Below are 17,558 nucleotides of genomic sequence, written 5' to 3'. Positions count from 1 at the left end.
GGCTGGGCAGCAAACCCATTTTCTATTCTCTAGTCCACTAGAGAGTCAAGAGACGCGGGGAGAAATTTAGAGTAGCCCAGGTGTTGCCAAGCGGCGGGGGTGGCCACGCGGCCGCGAGGGGTGCGCTGAAGGTAGCCAATCTGCATCAGGTAAGGTTCATAGACCTCTTCGATCGTCTGGGCATCTTCCCCGGTGGCGGCTGCCAAGGTTTCCAGACCCACGGGGCCGCCGTTGAACTGCTCAATAATGGCGCTCAGGAGTCGGCGATCGGTCCAATCCAGCCCCCGAGGATCCACGTTGAACAGTTCCAAGGCCGCCGCCGCGATCGCCCCGTCAATGGTTGTTTTACCCTGAGTTTCCGCCCCTTTCACTTGCGCGTAGTCCCGCACCCGCCGCAACAGGCGGTTAGCAATCCGGGGTGTCCCGCGCGATCGCCGGGCAATTTCTGCGGCCCCGTCCGGCTCGATCGCCACCTGCAAAATCGTCGCCGTCCGCAACACAATCCGGGCCAGCTCCTCGGGTTCATAGAACCGCAGCCGTTGAATCAGGCCAAAGCGATCGCGCAGGGGCGAACTGAGGGCCCCCACCTGGGTTGTTGCACCCACCAGGGTGAACTTGGGCAACGGGATCGATCGGGTGCGGGCGCTCTGGCCCTTACCCACCGTCACATCCAGCCGAAAATCCTCCATTGCTGGATACAAAATTTCTTCAGTGACCCGGGGTAATCGGTGGATTTCATCCACAAACAACAAATCTCCCGGCTGCAAATTCACCAGCAGCCCGGCAATATCCCGAGGGCGCTCCAGAGCCGGTGCGGTCGTAATTTTGCAAGACACACCCATCTCGCCGGCCAGAATCAAGGCCATGGTGGTTTTGCCCAAGCCTGGCGGCCCATAGAGCAACAGGTGATCCAGCGGCTCCCGGCGACCCTGGGCCGCTTGAATCGCAATGGTCAGCACGTCTTTTAAATCTTGCTGCCCCACATAGTCCGCCAGCCGTTGGGGGCGCACACGCTCATCGGGACGATCGCCCTGGGGAGACTGGTGAGCGGGCTTGGCCGCATCTTGGTGAGCTTCCTCAGGCGTGGCCACCGGATCTAGCAGCGACGACGGAACGGACGATCGCGGTGAGTTCGATCGCCTAGCTGGCTTGCGGGGAGGCTGGGGATCAGGATTGCCGCCGCCGGTTGACTTGGAAGAAATAATCGCCATGCCGTTGATATTAGCAATGGCATCCGCTCGGCCAAAATCGAAATGGCAAACCTCAGCGGAATTTGAGGGGAACCGCCAGCTTGAGTCCAGCAGCAGTTAGGCCTTGGGTTAGGTCTTGAGTTAAACCTTGGGTCAGACCTTACGGCGGAACGTGGCCCCGCGATATTTCAGCTCGATCGTTTGGTTAGCTGCTTCAACCTCTGGGGCTTCGGTGGTTTCGGAAGTGACTTCCTGCCGCTTTTTCGGCATTTTCAGCCCCCCACGATCGGGCAGATGCCAAATCACCCCGCGATATACCCGATCAGTCACCGCCAAATGGGGATGCCCCAAAATCGAATCATTCGCTGCATGGGCCGCCGCATTCGACGCATTAACCGCCGTTAATTCCGCCTCATCAACCGCCACCGACGAATCCGCCAACTCCGCCCGATCACCCAAGGCCGCCGACTCCAGCACCTCCACCGGCTCCGGAGACCGCAGACCGTACCGCGCCACCCACCACACCGACAGCAACAGCAACACCTGAACTTCCCAGGGAGCCAAAACCAAGGCCACCAGAAAGCTCAAAATCGCCACACCATTCAGAATCAGCGACGGTTCATCCTGCCATCGTGGAGCCAGATAAACCGCAGCCACACAGATCAAAGTCGGCACCAAAAACCCAAGAGACATGGCTTACGCCTCAAAATAACTTGCCAGCTAGCCCGCATGATCAACAGAATCAGAATCAAAATGCCCCTTTCAGAATGGGCAATGTGTATTTTTACTTAGTAATCTTTGCTGAATTGCAGCGAAATGATGGGGGGAATCGCTCGTTATTTCGCCTGTATCATCATGCTGACTCAAAGTGTTACATCAACGAAGGTAACTTTGTCAGCATATTCGGTCTTATTACGCAGCATTTTTTAAGAAAGTGGTGAGTAAAAACTCCTGCTCACCAACTGTCCAGGATGACCCAGGGGCGATCGAAGCGGGTCAAGGAAGCCAAGATCAGTAGTCTTCATGGGGGTTCAGCCTTGCCCTTGGCGCACACCCATCCTGTGGGCGAATTGTGCCGTTAGCATCAGCAACTGAGTCATGAAAACTGAGTCATGGAAACTGGTTTGAATCGCTGACTTTTAGAGAATCTTGACGAAGATGTCATTAAACATAGTTTAGATCAGTTATCTAGGCTACGAATGGGGTTGAAATAGGTCTGATTGCCATCAAACTCATCGAACGCCAAGCGGCAATTGAATAGACTGTGGGGTATTTTCGGCATCAATATCAATGTCAATATCGATGTCAGTGTCAACGTCGGCATCAATGACTGATTAAGAACCGCAACACAATCATGGGTCTGGACAGCCGATTGCCATTGCCCGCCCCCGGTTGGACTTCGGTAGGCTAGGGTTGGAAAACCCGGTTTTGGCCAATCTTGCTGAAAACGGGTGCTGAACAGGGGTAAAGAACTGGATGAATGATTGAGATCATCATGATTCAGATGCCCCCTTCGATCGGGATCATTCGGGATCGTTAATCCACGGGCCCGACGCACCCAGGCCGTGCGACCCCGGCGATCGCATTCATCCCCCCGCTCTAATCGCCTCTTGCTGGAGTCCGCCTCTCATGACCGAATCACGCCCCTTGCGCCTGTTGCAAATTGTGCCATCCGTGTCCTTGGTCTATGGCGGGCCGAGCCAGATGGTGTTGGGGCTAAGCCAGGCCCTGGGCGCGGCGGGGGCGCAGGTGACGCTGCTAACCACCGACAGCAATGGGGATGCGGGGCAGGCTCCGTTGGATGTGCCGATCGCCCAGCCCGTTTCGGAAAAGGACTACAAAATCTATTACTTTCGCTGTGCCCCCTGGCGACGCTATAAGTTCTCGATCGGGCTGTTGTGGTGGCTCTGGCGGCACGCACCGGAATACGACGTGGCCCACATCCATGCCCTGTTTTCGCCCATCAGCACCATGGCAGCGATCGTCTGTCGGTGGCGCAAGTTGCCCTACGTGCTGCGGCCCCTCGGCACGCTGGATCCGCTGGATTTGCGGAAAAAGGCAAAGTTGAAATGGTGGTATGGGCGATTGCTGGAGCGGCGCAATTTAGCCAAGGCCGCTGCTGTTCACTTCACCAGTGCGGAGGAGTGCAAAATCTCTGAACGGTTTGGGGCCATTTCCCGCGATTGGGTGATTCCCTTGGGGGTTCCGTTGCCGCCGCTCCGTGAACAACCCATGGCGCAACCGACCAAGGAAGCGGGGCCGATGGTGCTGTTTATGTCACGGCTCGATCGCAAAAAAGGATTGGATATTGTGATTCCGGCGCTGGAAACGCTGGCCGTGTCGGGGCTGCCCTTTCGGTTTGTGTTGGCGGGGGCCAATGTGCAGGATCCAGACTATGAACAATCGATTTCAGACTATTTGAACCGATCGCACCTGAGCGATCGCACGGAAATTGTGGGCTTCGTGACCGGGGAACAGAAGCGATCGCTTCTGGCCCAAGCCGATTTGTTTGTGTTGCCGTCATACTATGAAAACTTCGGAATTGCGGTGGCTGAAGCGATGGCCGCCGGAGTGCCGGTGGTGATTTCCGATCAGGTGCATATCTGGCCCGATGTAGCCGACACCCGATCAGGCTGGGTTTGCACTTGCGACGTATCTTCCTTTGCCGGGGCAGTGCGCGAGGCATTAACCCAACCCACCGAACGACAACAGCGCGGCCAAAACGCCCGACGCTGTGCGGGCGATCGCTACAGTTGGTCAGCCATTGCCCAGCAATTAATCGCCGCTTACGGCGAAATTCGCCGAACCCGGTAGACTGAAACGGAAGTTCATGGAAGTTCGCGGAAGTTCATCGCATCGATGATCGCAATCCCGATCGCAGTCACAATTGCAGACGATCGCGGCGATGTAATGACTCCGTTGCCAGGTTGCGCCTATGGTTCTTGAAATTTGCCGCGAAGTCACCATCATTCCCCCCCAGGAGCCTGGCTTAGGGATTGACCTCCAGGGCTACCTAGCACGCCCTCGGGCCGCCGGTTCCTATCCGGTGATCGTGGTTCTTCAAGAAGTGTTTGGGGTGAATGATCACATTCGAGATCTCTGCGATCGCCTGGCAGGATGTGGTTATGTGGCGATCGCCCCCGCCCTGTTTCAGCGCACCGCTCCGGGCTTTGCTGTGGGCTACAGCACCGAAGAGCTAGCCCTTGGCCGACAACACAAGGACTTAACCAAGGCGGATCAACTGCTGGCGGATATCCAAGCCGCGATCGCTTTTGCCCAAAAACAACCCAACGCCAAAGCCGGAGCCGTGGGCTGCATCGGCTTTTGTTTTGGGGGCCATGTGGCCTATTTGGCGGCCACCCTGCCCCAAGTCGCCGTCACCGCTGCGTTCTATGGCGCAGGGATCCCCACCTTCTGTCCCGGGGGCGGCGAGCCAACCGTCACCCGCACTTCCCAAATTCACGGTAAGCTCTGGTTTTTCGCAGGCTTGGCCGATCCGCTGATTCCCATTGACCAGCTCGATCGCCTAGAGGCGGCCCTCGTGACCCACGGGCGCAACTTCCGCATCTTCCGTTACCGCGACGCAGACCATGGATTCTTCTGCGATCGCCGATCGAGCTACCATCCAGCGGCCGCCGCCGATGCCTGGGAAAAAGTGCAAACCCTGTTTCGAGACCTCTAGACCGGATTTCATGGCCCACCCCCCAGCCGCATGACCCGTCCCATTCTTTACGTTGCTATTACTGCCCATGGATTTGGCCATGCCACCCGAGCGGCTGCCCTAGTTGATACCCTGCAACGGCTGCGGCCTGACCTATTGCCGATTTTGGTCACCACCGCCCCCCGTTGGCTCCTCGGTTCCTACATCAGCGGTGAATTTCTTTACCGGCCCAGGGCGCTGGATGTGGGTGTGGTGCAGCAAGATAGTTTGCAAATTGACCGGCAAACGACTCTGGAGCAACTCCAGGCTCTGCGATCGCGGGCGGCGGCCATTGTGGCGGCAGAGGTGGACTTCATCCGGCAAATGTCCGTCAAAAATGGGCGTGTGGCTCTGGTGTTGGCCGACTTGCCCCCCCTGGCGATCGACATTGCCCAAGCGGCGGGTCTGCCCTGCTGGGCGGTCGGTAACTTCGGCTGGGATTTTATTTACCGAGATTGGGGTGGCGAATTTGAGCAAGAGGCGGACTGGATTGCTGATCGTTTCCATCGGTGCGATCGCCTCTTTCGGTTGCCTTTTCACGAACCCATGGCCAGCTTTCCCCAACAAACCGATGTGGGTTTAACGGGCGGCGCACCCCGCTATGGCGCGGCGGAATTGCGCGATAAGTTGGGTTTACCAGATATCCCGCGCGATCGCACCGTTTTGCTCACCTTTGGCGGCCTGGGCTTGCAACAAATTCCCTACGAGCGGCTGTGGCAATTTCCCGACTGGCTGTTCATCACCTTTGACCGATCGGCCCCGGACTTGCCCAACCTATACCAAGTGCTCGACCCGATCGAACACCACGCGAGCGATCGCCCCTTTCGGCCCGTGGACTTTATGCCCCTTTGTGGGCGCATCGTTTCCAAACCCGGCTACGGAACCTTTGCCGAAGCCTGCCGCACCGGCCCAACCGTGGCTACTCTCACCCGCGATGGATTTGCCGAAGCCCCCATCTTGTTAGACCAAATTCAAACCCAAACTTCCCACCAAATTTTGCAACCGACCGAATTTTTTGAGGGAGATTGGTCTTTTTTACAAGCAGCGCCCACACCTTCCCAGCCCGGCCAGCGGTTTACCTTGGATGGCAATGAAACCATCGCCCAGGCAATTAGCGCAGTCCTTGAAACCTAGTAGCATGACAGGCTTAATATATTGGGTCAAAGTTGCGGAGCCAGTCGTGGTAACAAGGGGCTTAAGCCCCTTGCTGCCTAACGGTTTGGTGGCGATAACAGCCATGTAATTTAACTCAGCGAATTAAGGCAGCCACGCTACTAGTAAAGGCTTGAGGTCTAGAGGATGCCGCAAGATCCACAACAGCGATCGCCCCACATTCCCACCCTGGAATTTCCAACTTGAACTCCTCAACCTGTTTGTTTCATGACAACGTGCCCATCCACAAATCGCTAGAATGACCAACGGCTGTTCGACGATTGGATTAGGCTAACCATTGGAGTTAGCAGCTCGACAGCTCTGGGGTGCTACCCCCCAAGGCCCATCCCATCGGTGCATCAAAATCGCAGACGAGCCTCATTTAACCAAAACGCTTCGTCAGGGATTTGTTAGGGTGCGATTAGGCGGTTATTTAGACTCAGGGTGGCCCCGGCTGGGATCCAATCTCCTTAAGATTTGATCAATTCGATCCAGAATTTCGATCCAGAATAGGGAATAGGGCGCTACTCGATTTCAGTCCCGACTTTGGGCTGCGATCGCTGAAACAAGAAACGGCAGCCCCCATGGGTCACCATCATTCAGACACTGCCCAGCCGAGTCGGCCAGCGCGAGGCAGCTCGTCAATGATTTGTCTGTGATGGCTGGTCTGCGATGGGTAGCCTGCGATAGACAGTCTGCAATAGACGGTTTTCAATGGGTAGCCTGCGATAGATAGTGTGCGATCGACAGTCAGCAACGGATGGTTTCCAGCGGACAATCTGCAACAGACAATCTGCAATAGACAGTCTGTAACTAACAATCTGTGGCGGTTCCCATCAAGGCACAGAGACACATCGCCCGATCGCGGCCAAGACCCAAACCCAAATTCGGGCCGGTCATTCAGGGACGCATCCAGGGGTTTGAGTAGGAGGTAGCAAATTTGAAATTACGGCTCAAAACGCTGGTCATTGTTGGACTAGCGCTGCTCTGCTTAAACTTGGTGATGTTCACAACATCCTCCAATCTCCTGCTGGATGGCTATAGCCAGCTTGAGCGGCGTGAGGTGGAGCGCGATGTGCAGCGGGCCATCAGCGTCGTGATGGACAACGCCACGGATCTGGATGCGACGGCGCGGGACTATTCCGAATGGGACACCACCTACAGTTTTGTGGAAACCCATGATCCTGCCTATGAGCGATCGAACTTTGTCGATCGCACCTTCGACTACTTGCGGCTGAATGCTCTGATTTTGCTGGATCGATCGGGGAAGCCCCTCCTGCAACAGGGCTACAACCTGGAAAGTCGGCAGCGCGTGCCGATTCCCCGCAGCCTTTGGGAACACTTGCAACCGGGCAGCCCACTGCTCACCCACTCATCAACCACCAGCGCCGTTCATGGTCTGCTGCAATTGCCCGAGGGGCCGATGATGGTGGCGGCCCGCCCGATCGTCACCAGCGAGGCAGAGGGGCCGATTCGCGGAACCTTGTTGCTGGGGCGGTTTCTGGCTGGGCCGGAAATTGAACGGGTCAGCCGCTTAACGCAACTCAACCTGAGCCTGCAAAGTTTGCATGGGATTGTGCAACCATCGAGTGCTTGGGCCAAGCTCCCGGCCAGTTCTGGCCGCCGGTCTTTGCTACCTTCAGCCCTTGCCAAGTTGCCCCTCGTTGCGCGATCGGCTCCTGACATCACGCCAGCACCGCAACAGTCCACAGCACAACAATCAACACCGCAGCAATCCACACCAAAACCGGCTACGTCAATACCTGAGCGATCGAAGCCTGAGCGATCGAAATCATCAGCGCTGGCTCAGCCCACTGAACAAACTCAACCGCAATCAACCCGGCTGATTGCTACGCCCCCAGAATCCGTTCAACCCGAATCTACCCAACCCCAATCGCCTCAGTCGCCCAAAGTTGCCAGAATTTCCGCCGCGACAATGCCCCCGGCCATCGACGATTCCCGATCGAACTCGGAAGCTGAGGGGTCGGAGGTTTTGCGCCACCGAGCGGTGAAGGCCCTGCTGTTGGGTACGGAAACGGTGGCGATCGAAACCCTTTCCGATAATCGCCTGGCCAGCTATGCCCTGTTGGACGATTTGTATGGACAGCCAGCTTGGTTAGTGCGGGTTGAACTCGATCGCGCCATCTATAACCGAGGGCTAATTAGCCTCCGCTACACGCTGGTGCTGTTGGTGTTGGGGGGCTTAATTTTTGGGGCCATTACCCTGCTGCTGCTGGAGCGCTTGGTGTTGGCGCGGTTGATGCGGCTGAGTGAACAGGTCAGCGCGATCGGCACCAGCGGCAACCCGACTCAGCGGGTGGAGGTGATGCCCGGAACCGATGAGTTGTCGGAGTTGGCGGCTATTTTGAACGCCACGCTCGATCGCCTACAAGTGTCCCAGTCGGCCGTTTGCGCCGCCGAAGCCCAATACCGCAGCATCTTTGAAAACGCGATCGAGGGCATTTTCCAAACCACCCCCGATGGTCGCTACCTGAGCGCAAACCCGGCCTTGGCCCGCATCTATGGCTACAGCGGGCCCGATGTGCTGCTGCTGGCCCTGAATGCCACCCAAAATCTCTACGTCAACCCCAATCGCCGCAAGGAATTTGTTGAACAAATTCGCCAAAAGGGATCCCTTGCCAATTTTGAGTCGGAAGTTTACCGGGCCGATGGCCGCCGGATTTGGATTTCCGAATCGGCCCGGGCGGTTTACGACGAAGACGGCGAATTGCTCTATTACGAAGGCACAGTTGAAGACATCACGGAGCGCCGCCGATCGGAAGCCAGCCTGCGTACCCTGAAGGATCGACTGGAAGCGATTTTGGCCGCTGTGCCCGGCACGGTGTCGCGGGTGGGCCGCGACTTGCGTTACCTGGAAGTGAACCACCACTTGGCCGAAAGCTTTGGCCGCGCCCCGGAAGAATTTATTGGCCAAGACATCGGCTTTTTGGGCTATGGCCAAGAATTTCGGGAATTTGTGGCGGAATTTTTTGCTTCTCCGATCCAAGAGGCCACGCGCGAAGTGTCGCGACCGGTGGGCGATCGCATCGAAAGCTATTTGGTGGTGGCCCAAAAATACAACAATGACCAAGCGGCCTTTGTGCTGGGGATCGACATCACCGAACGCAAGGAAGCAGAACGGGCCGTGCGCGAAGCCGAAGAACGGTTCCGCAGCATTTTTGAAAACGCGATCGAGGGCATTTACCAAGCCCTGCCCGATGGTCGCTACTTGAGCGCAAACCCGGCCATGGCTCGCCTCTATGGCTATGAGTCACCAACCGCGCTGATCGAAGCGTTCGATCGCATGGGTGGGCCGCCCTACGTCCAGATCGATCGGGCACGGGAACTGCTGAACATGCTGGAGGCCAGCGGCAGCGTTTCCGGGTTTGAATCGGAAGTGTACCGAGCGGATGGGCAACATATTTGGATTTCGGAAAATGCTTCCGCCCTGCTCGATGATGCCGGGCGGCTGGTTTGTTATGAAGGGACGGTTGAGGACATCACCGATCGCAAACGGGCCCAGGAAACCCTGATGGAGCGATCGCGCCTTTCGATTTTGGAAGCGGAAGTGGGCGTGGCCCTTTGTCAACGGGGCGAACTCTCGGAAATTTTGCAAACCTGCGCCGAAATGATGGCCGGGCAACTGGATTGCAACCTGGCCCGCGTTTGGACGGTGGACTTAGATCCCACCTACTTGACCCTGCAAGCCCAGGTCAACCGCAACACCAACAATGCGCTGCACCTGGATATCCCCCTGCTTGATGATGCCCTGCGAGACAAAATCAGCCTGAGTACTCCGGAGCTGTCCACGGTGGCGGCCGTGGCTCGATCGCGCAATCCCCTATTCCGCAGTGAATGCGCCCTGATTCCCCATCAAGGCAGATCCCGCACAGAAGTGCATTTTGCGGGCTTCCCGCTGGTGGTGGAGGATCGGCTGGTGGGTGCGTTGGCGCTCTATCGTGTGGAACCCTTCGCGGAAGCGGTGCAGGATGCCCTAGGTTGGTTGGCCAGCGCGATCGCCGTGGGGATTGACCGCGCCCAAGCCCGCCAGGAACTGACCACCCGCCGCGAGGCCCTGTTGTTTCAGTTGGCGGCCCAAATTCGCAACTCCCTGGATTTGGATACGGTGCTGGAATCGGCCGTGCAAGGCATCCGTAACCTGTTGGATACCGATCGCTGTCTTTTCGCTTGGTATATCACCGATGCAGGCGGCGGCATTCCGGCTTGGGATGTGGTGAACGAGTCCCGTACCCCAGCCGTGCCCAGCGCCCTTGGCCCCTATCACCATATCCACGCCAGCTACTTCCTTCAGCAGTTGATGTGGAGCAAATGTGTGCGGGCCGATGACGTGTCGCGGTTAGATAATCCCACCCTGCGGCAAATGATGGAGGATCGGGGCTATCGTTCCCTGCTGGCCTTGCCGGTGCAAACCCGTTCCGGGGCGATCGGGGTGATTGAATGCGGCCAAAGTGCCCAGGTGCGCACTTGGAGTGAGCGGGAAGTGGAGCTGTTGCGGGCTGTGACCGACCAACTATCCACCGCGATCGACCAAGCGGAACTCTATGCCAAGGCCCAGGTCACCGCTGTGCAGGCCCAAGATCAAGCCAAACGCCTCAGCACGGCCCTCCAGGAGCTGAAAACCGCCCAAACTCAGCTCATTCAGAACGAAAAAATGTCCAGCCTGGGGCAAATGGTGGCCGGGATTGCCCATGAAATCAATAACCCCACCACCTTCATCCATGGCAACCTGACCTATGCCCGCCGTTACACGCAAGAGTTGCTCTCGCTCATTCAGCACTACCGGGATAGCTATCCTGTGCCGACGGAAGCGGTGGCCAATTTCTCGCGGGATATTGATGTGGATTTCCTCTGTGATGATTTGCCCAAAACCCTGCAATCAATGCAGTTAGGAGCGGAACGAATTCGGCAAATTGTCGCTTCCTTGCGGAATTTTTCGCGATTGGATCAGGCGGAAATGAAGCCGGTGAACATCCACGAGGGCATCGAAAATACGCTGCTGATTTTGCAACATCGCTTCAAAGCCAATAGCAATTTTCCTGGAATTGAAGTGGAAAAACACTATGGTGATTTGCCGCTGGTGGTTTGCTACGCGGGGCAATTGAACCAGGTGTTCATGAATGTGATTAGCAATGCGATCGATGCCTTGGAAGACCGTTACGGGCGATCGCGCAATTTGCGAGCCCAAGCCTTGCGATCGGCCCAGGTGGAAGAAGCCTCTCTCGTGGCCGGCAGCGGCAACAACAGCAAGGTTTGGATCACTGACAACCTTGAGGATCGCCCCATTGCAACCTCGATCGTGATGCCCAGGCTGACGATCACCACGGAATTGATGTCTGGAGAGTGGGTGCGAATTCTGATTGCCGACAATGGCAACGGCATGAGCGATGAGGTGCGCTCTAAGCTATTCGATCCGTTCTTCACCACCAAGCCCGTGGGCCAAGGCACGGGACTGGGCCTGTCCATTTCCTATCAAATTGTGGTGGAAAAACATCGCGGAACTCTTGATTGTCGGCCCGCAGAGGGGGGCGGCACGGAGTTCTTGATCGAAATCCCGATCGAACAGCCCGAGTGGAATGAGTCTACCTAAACTCGTTGGGTAGGCGACGGGGGCGCGATCGGGAAATTTGCCAACTCAACAACGCCACCGGCACAATCCCCACCGCCACAATCGCCAAAGCGGGCCCCGCCGCATCCACAATCCGTTCATCGGAGGCCAACTGATAGGCCCGTACGGCCAGGGTGTCGAAATTAAACGGGCGCACAATCAGCGTGGCCGGTAACTCCTTCACCGTATCCACAAACACCAACAGCAAGGCCGTCAACAGCCCCCCGCGCAGCATGGGCACATGGACGCGCCACAACACGGCCCCCGGCGACAATCCGGCAATTCTGGCCGCCCCATCCAGGTTGGGCACAATCCGATCGAGGCTGGCTTCAATTGGGTTCAGGGCCAGGGCTAAAAACCTGACCCAATAGGCAAAAATCAAGGCCCCGATCGTGCCGCTCAGCAACAAACCCGAAGATGCGGCTCCCGCTTCCGGGGCAATCGCCAAGGGTTGCGTCGCCAACTGTTGATCAACCCAACCCACCGAAATCAAAACGCCCACGGCGGCCACGGATCCGGGAATCGCATAGCCCAGCGCCATGAGTTTCAACAGGAACCGCATCAGGGGCCCCGAAACCACTCGCACCCCATACACGGCAGCTCCGGCAATGATCGCCGCCGTGACCGCCGCCAAGCTAGCGACTACGGCGGTGTTGCGCACATAGAGCAAGAAGCTGGGATCAAGAAGACTATTAGGATTGCGAATTGCCATGCTGGCCAGCAGCAGGGCCGGCAACCCAAAACCCAAAAGCAGCGGCAACCCACAAACCACCCAGGCCCCGATCGCCCGCAACCCACGGAGGGAGTAGGGTGCTTGCACCGCATAGGCCCCGCCCGATCGATAGCCAGCCCCACCGCGCGATCGTTGCTCCACCCACACCAACAACAACACCGCCCCCAACAGCAGGGCCGACAGTTGACAGGCCGCCGGGCGATCGCCCATGGCAAACCAGGTTCGATAAATACCCACCGCAAAGGTATTAACGCTAAAAAATTCCACTGTGCCGTAATCGCCCAGGGCTTCCATCATCACCAAGGCAGCCCCTCCGGCGATCGCGGGCCGGGCCATGGGCAAAGCCACCCGCCAAAACCCCTGCCAGGGATTCAGTCCCAAGGTGCGGCCCGCCTCCAGCAGGCTGGCTGCTCCCTCCAGAAAGGCCACCCGCGCCAGCATATAAACGTAGGGATAGAGCACTAGGCCCATCATCAAAATGGCCCCGGGCAGCGATCGAATGGGGGGAAACCAATATTCACCGAATTTCCAGCCCGTGAGCGATCGCACCCAAGACTGAATGGGCCCATAAAAGTCCAGCAAATCCGTGTAGACATAGGCCAACAGATAGGCCGGGAAGGCCAAGGGCAGCAACAGCAGCCATTCAAACCATCGCCGCCCGGGAAACTGAGTGGCCACCACCAGCCAAGCCGTCGCCACCCCCAGACCGATCGCCAGGCCCGCCGTCCCCACCGCCAGCCCCACCGAAGCCGACACATATTCCCCCAACACAGTGCGGGTGAGGTGGTTCCAGGTTTGGCCGCTGGCGCTCAGGGCGGCTGCAATTGAGGCCAGGAGCGGCACGCCCACCGCCACCGCCGCCAACACCGTTGCACAGATCCACAACCCTTCCGTGAAGCTGAAGGGGCGCAAACGGAAGCGATTAAAGTTCAGCGGCGGCCAGCGGCGATCGGCGACGGTCATGCCAAAAACCTGAGAATAACTTGCAATAAACCAGAAGCCATCCTACCATTGCACGCCAATTGCATTGGGTTGCATCGATCACGGGGGCTGGGTGGGGAGATCCCATCCCTACGACCAAATTGATCGACCAAATTTTTCCGATAGTTCAGGATTTGCTGACGAACAGCCGAAGCGGCGATCCCCAAACCAGAATCGGGAAAAAGCTAGTGGTGATGGGAGTTTTCGGATGGTGAAGAGCCGGCTTAGGCGGGGATCGCCGGCCGGTTGATCCAGCTAGTCCACTGGCCGAGGTCTGATATTCTTGAGGGCAATTTGTGCTGATGGGCCATCACGAGCCTGATGACCTCAGATTTGCTGAGGGTTAGCGCCATGCGGCCAAGGCCGTTGGACGATCGCCGCGACTCACACCCGTTTTTGCGATCGCCCTAGTCGCTAAGTCCTCGGAGTTGCCATCCGAGTCAATGGGCTTGTCCTGAGTGCGATCAATTTCTGGGGTCACTGACCCGGCCCGATCGCGCCGTTCCTCTCCCACCGCCCAAGAGTGCAGCCGTTGAACACGGCCGCCCATCACTGGTTGGATCCTTGTGGAACTGGTTCAGGTGTCCCGTCCCAATCCTGAGGATTGGATTGACTGTCAGGGATGTGCAGAACGGTCGTGCCTTTAAGGGAAATCCAACAGATGTCTGAGCAACCCCGATGGATCGCTGGTTTGGCTGGTTTGGGTTTGGCGTTGGGTGGTGGTTTGCTGACTGAACCAGCCCTGGCCAACTCCCAAGCAGCCACAACCGCTGAACCGGCTAGCGTTTCACAAACCGAGGCGATCGCGCCGCCACCAGCTCCCGCGCCTAACCCCTCAACGGATCCCGCGCGCGCGCCAAAACCGCTGTCTAAAACGCTGAATCCGGCTTCTGCAACGGAGTTGGTTCCCGGAACCACCGTCACCCGTAAGCCGGGAATCGAGACCGAGGTGATCGAACCGGAGTCGATCGAACCGGAAACCGCCAAGCAGGAACCGATCGAAACCGTGGAAGGCAAGTCCCTGCTGGCCCAAACGCCTCGGGTTTGCAGCAACCAACTGGCCGGAGCCTTAAGCCGCATTATTGATGCGCCTGCTTTTCGATCGGCCCGCTGGGGGATTCGGGTAGAAACCCTGGCCGGGAATAACGTCCTGTTCGATCGCAACAGCATCCAAGCGCTGATTCCCGCCTCCAACATGAAATTGTTTGTGACGGCGGCGGCCCTGCAACTCTATGACGGTCAAACCCCGCTCAAGAACTCCAACTTGGGCACGTTGGTGCGCACCATCAACGTCAACAGCAACAATGGCTACGCCGATTCTCTGTTTCGATCGATTGGTGGCTCCGGGGCCGTGCAACGGGCCTTGGCTCCCTTGGGCGTTAATCGTGGCGAATATCGCATGAGTGACGGGTCTGGCCTCTCTCGCAGCAATGCTGTGCAGCCCCGTGCCTTTGTCCATTTATTGGAATCCATGACCGAAGCTAAGGGAAGCGACATCTTCCGCAGTTCCCTCCCGATCGCGGGTCAAACCGGCACGCTGCGCCGTCGTTTCCGCAACACACCGGTCCAAGGTCGTGTTTCCGCCAAAACCGGCACACTCCGGGGAGTCCGGGCCCTATCGGGCTACATGGAACACCCGCTTTACAACACCTTGGTTTTTAGCGTGTTGGTCAATCAACCGGGACAAGATGGCGACACCTTGGTTTCAGCGGTCGATCGAGTGGTGTTGACCCTCGCTCAGATGCGGCCCTGTGATGGGTGGGACACCGAAGCCAACCCCATGCTGGATCAGCCTACCGAACTCGACGGCACATTGCGGCCCCTGCTGCCTTGGTGGCGACCGGGCGTGCCCCGGCCCAATGCCCCCAGTTCATCGGAACTCACCCCCTAGGTAAAAAAACAGCCCTGGGCCTGGCGAAACCAGCTCGGGGCTTTCCTTTGCCAACAAAAGTTGAACAATTTAACAATCGAACAATGGTTAGGGGGTTGAGCCTGAGAGTTGGAATTTGCGCCTAGAGTTTGCGCCGAAAATTAAGGAGCAACCGACTCCTTGAACTGTTTGCCCGCTGAAAAGGCCGGAACCTTGGTGGCGGGGATTTTCAGTTTCGTGCCGGTCTTCGGGTTACGACCCTCGCGGGCCTGGCGCTCTCGGCGCTCAAACGTACCAAACCCCACCAGGGTCACCTTTTCGCCCTCTGCCACGGCATCCATGATCACTTCAATGGCAGCGGTCAAGATGGCATCTGCTTCCTTTTTGGTGGTATTGACCTTTGCTGCAATTTGGTCAATCAGTTCGCCCTTGTTCATGGAAACGCCTCAAGTTCGGTATTTCCAGCGATTCTAGCCCGACAATTTTCGATGTGAAGTGAAAGTTTTGTAGCAACTTCGCGGGTTTGAGCCAGTTCCAGGGCAGCGCGTGACCCGATGGCAGTCCGTTAAATCGCGGTTGACAATGGCGAAAGCCTTTATTTCACAAGCCTTTCTCGGTTCTGCGGGCCTGAGTAACGATTAGACATTAAGGATCAAAAATCGTTGCGATCGCCCGCCTAGATACCTTTTGCCCCCCTGAGACCCGGTTTGGGTGTTGTTACAAAATTTTATAAACCCTCTTCATAAACCCTCCCGATCGGGATGTATTGTCACCCCATCAACCTTCAAATCCCACCAACCAACCTCGCCCGATCCCAAACGGAGTCATGGCCCATGGGATGGGCCGTCCTTGCCTATACTGTCTTCTACCCCTTTTGCTCCCTGTGCTCTTGCAATCATGACTGTTGCTTCATCTGCACCCACGTTGGTTGATCTTGCGCGCCAAACCCGCCAGGCGGCACGAGCTTTGGCGCTGCTGCCGACGGCCGATCGGCGGGCGGCCTTGGAAGCGGTGGCCCAATCTTTGAGCGATCAGGCGGCAGCGATTGTGGCGGCCAATGAAGCAGATTGCGCGGCGGCCCAAGCGGAGGGAATTTCTTCGGCACTTTATGGCCGGCTGAAGCTGGATGGGGTGAAGCTGGCGGGGGCGATCGCTGGGGTGCGCGACTTGGCCCAGTTGCCGGATCCCTTGGGCGATCGGCAAATTCACCGGGAACTGGATCAAGGGCTGGTTTTGGAGCGGGTGACCTGTCCGCTGGGGGTGTTGGGGGTGATTTTTGAAGCTCGCCCCGATGCGGTGGTGCAAATTGCGGCCCTGGCGATCGCCTCAGGGAATGGGGTGATCCTGAAAGGGGGCAAAGAGGCGGTGCGCTCCTGCCAAGCGCTGATTGAGGCGATTCACGGGGGCTTGGCTAATTCGGCGGTGGATCCGGCGGCCGTGCGGCTGTTAACCACGCGGGAGGAAACCCTGGAACTGTTACGACTCGATCGCTATGTGGATTTGATTATTCCCCGAGGATCCAACGCCTTTGTGCAGTTTGTGCAAAACAACACGCGAATTCCGGTGCTGGGCCATGCGGACGGCATTTGCCATCTCTATGTGGATGAGGCCGCGGACTTAACCAAAGCAGTGCCGATCGCGGTGGATGCCAAAACCCAATATCCTTCCGCTTGCAACGCGATCGAGACCCTGTTAGTTCACCGGGCGATCGCCCCGCAGGGGTTGCCGGAGCTGGCCCGGGCCCTGGTGGCCAAGGGGGTGGAATTGCGCGGGGATGCGGCCACCTGTGAGTTGTTGCAAGGGATTTGCGAGATCACCCCGGCGACGGAAACGGATTGGGCGACGGAATATAGCGATTTGATTTTGTCGATCAAACTGGTGGCGGACTTGGACGAGGCGATCGACCACATCACCACCTATGGATCGGGCCATACGGAAGCCATTGTGACGGAAGACGATGCCGCCGCCGATCGCTTCCTGGCCGAAGTGGACGCAGCCGGAGTCTATCGCAACTGCTCCACGCGCTTTGCCGATGGCTTCCGCTACGGATTCGGGGCTGAGGTGGGGATTAGCACCAATCGCCTCCCACCGCGTGGCCCCGTTGGGCTAGAAGGTCTAGTGACCTATAAGTACCGCCTAACGGGCCAGGGGCATGTGGCGGCCACCTATGCCGGAGCCGATGCTAAACCCTTTACCCATCGGGACTTGTAGCCTGCGGGTTGCTCAGCGGCATCAGCGCATGGGGGCAAAATCTTGCTCGATCGAGGGGCGATCGATGCTCCCCAAAATGGTCAATTGAGCGATCG

Annotated in this window: 11 protein-coding genes; 6 read left to right on the top strand and 5 right to left on the bottom strand. The window is 57.7% G+C overall.

Going from position 1 to position 17,558, the window contains the following annotated elements:
* Positions 1-29 precede the first annotated feature (29 nt).
* Both ruvB and H6F46_RS12555 read right to left on the bottom strand, forming a co-directional pair.
* The gene (gene ruvB, locus H6F46_RS12560) at positions 30-1,211 is read right to left on the bottom strand and encodes a Holliday junction branch migration DNA helicase RuvB (protein WP_190355053.1); all 1,182 of its coding nucleotides are present in this window, start codon (positions 1,209-1,211) and stop codon (positions 30-32) included.
* A gap of 132 nt (positions 1,212-1,343) precedes the next feature.
* Positions 1,344-1,883 carry a hypothetical protein gene (locus tag H6F46_RS12555; protein WP_190355052.1) on the bottom strand — a complete coding sequence of 180 codons (540 nt, stop codon included), beginning with the start codon at positions 1,881-1,883 and terminating at the stop codon, positions 1,344-1,346.
* 954 nt (positions 1,884-2,837) lie between these two features.
* Between H6F46_RS12555 and hpsP the strand changes: the two genes are divergently transcribed.
* From hpsP to H6F46_RS12535, 4 genes are all read left to right on the top strand, one after another.
* A complete protein-coding gene (gene hpsP, locus H6F46_RS12550; protein ID WP_190355163.1) occupies positions 2,838-4,004 on the top strand; it encodes a hormogonium polysaccharide biosynthesis glycosyltransferase HpsP in 1,167 nt (388 codons plus the stop codon).
* A gap of 121 nt (positions 4,005-4,125) precedes the next feature.
* The gene (locus H6F46_RS12545) at positions 4,126-4,872 is read left to right on the top strand and encodes a dienelactone hydrolase family protein (RefSeq protein ID WP_190355051.1); all 747 of its coding nucleotides are present in this window, start codon (positions 4,126-4,128) and stop codon (positions 4,870-4,872) included.
* 30 nt (positions 4,873-4,902) lie between these two features.
* Positions 4,903-6,024 carry a glycosyl transferase gene (locus H6F46_RS12540; protein ID WP_190355050.1) on the top strand — a complete coding sequence of 374 codons (1,122 nt, stop codon included), beginning with the start codon at positions 4,903-4,905 and terminating at the stop codon, positions 6,022-6,024.
* 958 nt (positions 6,025-6,982) lie between these two features.
* On the top strand, positions 6,983-11,650 hold the full coding sequence (locus H6F46_RS12535; RefSeq protein ID WP_190405007.1) for a PAS domain S-box protein: 4,668 nt from the start codon (positions 6,983-6,985) through the stop codon (positions 11,648-11,650).
* Here the strand turns inward: H6F46_RS12535 and H6F46_RS12530 are convergent.
* Both H6F46_RS12530 and H6F46_RS12525 read right to left on the bottom strand, forming a co-directional pair.
* Positions 11,643-13,364, bottom strand: coding sequence for an iron ABC transporter permease (locus tag H6F46_RS12530; RefSeq protein WP_190355048.1), 1,722 nt, complete (start codon positions 13,362-13,364; stop codon positions 11,643-11,645). The two genes, H6F46_RS12535 and H6F46_RS12530, sit on opposite strands and share 8 nt — an antisense overlap.
* 361 nt (positions 13,365-13,725) lie before the next feature.
* The gene (locus H6F46_RS12525; protein ID WP_190355047.1) at positions 13,726-13,932 is read right to left on the bottom strand and encodes a hypothetical protein; all 207 of its coding nucleotides are present in this window, start codon (positions 13,930-13,932) and stop codon (positions 13,726-13,728) included.
* Between the two features lie 111 nt (positions 13,933-14,043).
* Here H6F46_RS12525 and dacB point away from each other — a divergent pair, with 111 nt between their 5' ends.
* Positions 14,044-15,273 (top strand): D-alanyl-D-alanine carboxypeptidase/D-alanyl-D-alanine-endopeptidase, encoded by a 1,230-nt coding sequence (dacB, locus tag H6F46_RS12520; RefSeq protein ID WP_190355046.1) that lies wholly within the window; start codon positions 14,044-14,046, stop codon positions 15,271-15,273.
* A 140-nt stretch (positions 15,274-15,413) separates the two neighbouring features.
* Here the strand turns inward: dacB and H6F46_RS12515 are convergent, their stop codons facing one another.
* Positions 15,414-15,689: an HU family DNA-binding protein gene (locus H6F46_RS12515; RefSeq protein WP_099531963.1), complete on the bottom strand. Its 276-nt coding sequence runs from the start codon at positions 15,687-15,689 to the stop codon at positions 15,414-15,416.
* 460 nt (positions 15,690-16,149) lie between these two features.
* Here H6F46_RS12515 and H6F46_RS12510 point away from each other — a divergent pair, with 460 nt between their 5' ends.
* On the top strand, positions 16,150-17,463 hold the full coding sequence (locus tag H6F46_RS12510) for a glutamate-5-semialdehyde dehydrogenase (protein WP_190355045.1): 1,314 nt from the start codon (positions 16,150-16,152) through the stop codon (positions 17,461-17,463).
* Positions 17,464-17,558 lie beyond the last annotated feature (95 nt).

This window comes from Limnothrix sp. FACHB-1083 (assembly GCF_014696485.1).
GTDB lineage: Bacteria > Cyanobacteriota > Cyanobacteriia > CACIAM-69d > CACIAM-69d > CACIAM-69d.
Note: the sequence above shows the minus strand (reverse complement) of the source record. Positions and strands in the feature narration are given on the sequence as shown.

Excerpts from the sequence above, each read along its gene's own strand:
- H6F46_RS12530 (WP_190355048.1), bottom strand. The coding sequence starts at position 13,364 with ATGACCGTCGCCGATCGCCGCTGGCCGCCGCTGAACTTTAATCGCTTC.
- H6F46_RS12545 (WP_190355051.1), top strand. The coding sequence starts at position 4,126 with ATGGTTCTTGAAATTTGCCGCGAAGTCACCATCATTCCCCCCCAGGAG.
- H6F46_RS12525 (WP_190355047.1), bottom strand. The coding sequence starts at position 13,932 with ATGGGCGGCCGTGTTCAACGGCTGCACTCTTGGGCGGTGGGAGAGGAA.
- H6F46_RS12540 (WP_190355050.1), top strand. The coding sequence starts at position 4,903 with ATGACCCGTCCCATTCTTTACGTTGCTATTACTGCCCATGGATTTGGC.
- H6F46_RS12555 (WP_190355052.1), bottom strand. The coding sequence starts at position 1,883 with ATGTCTCTTGGGTTTTTGGTGCCGACTTTGATCTGTGTGGCTGCGGTT.
- dacB (WP_190355046.1), top strand. The coding sequence starts at position 14,044 with ATGTCTGAGCAACCCCGATGGATCGCTGGTTTGGCTGGTTTGGGTTTG.
- H6F46_RS12515 (WP_099531963.1), bottom strand. The coding sequence starts at position 15,689 with ATGAACAAGGGCGAACTGATTGACCAAATTGCAGCAAAGGTCAATACC.
- H6F46_RS12510 (WP_190355045.1), top strand. The coding sequence starts at position 16,150 with ATGACTGTTGCTTCATCTGCACCCACGTTGGTTGATCTTGCGCGCCAA.
- ruvB (WP_190355053.1), bottom strand. The coding sequence starts at position 1,211 with ATGGCGATTATTTCTTCCAAGTCAACCGGCGGCGGCAATCCTGATCCC.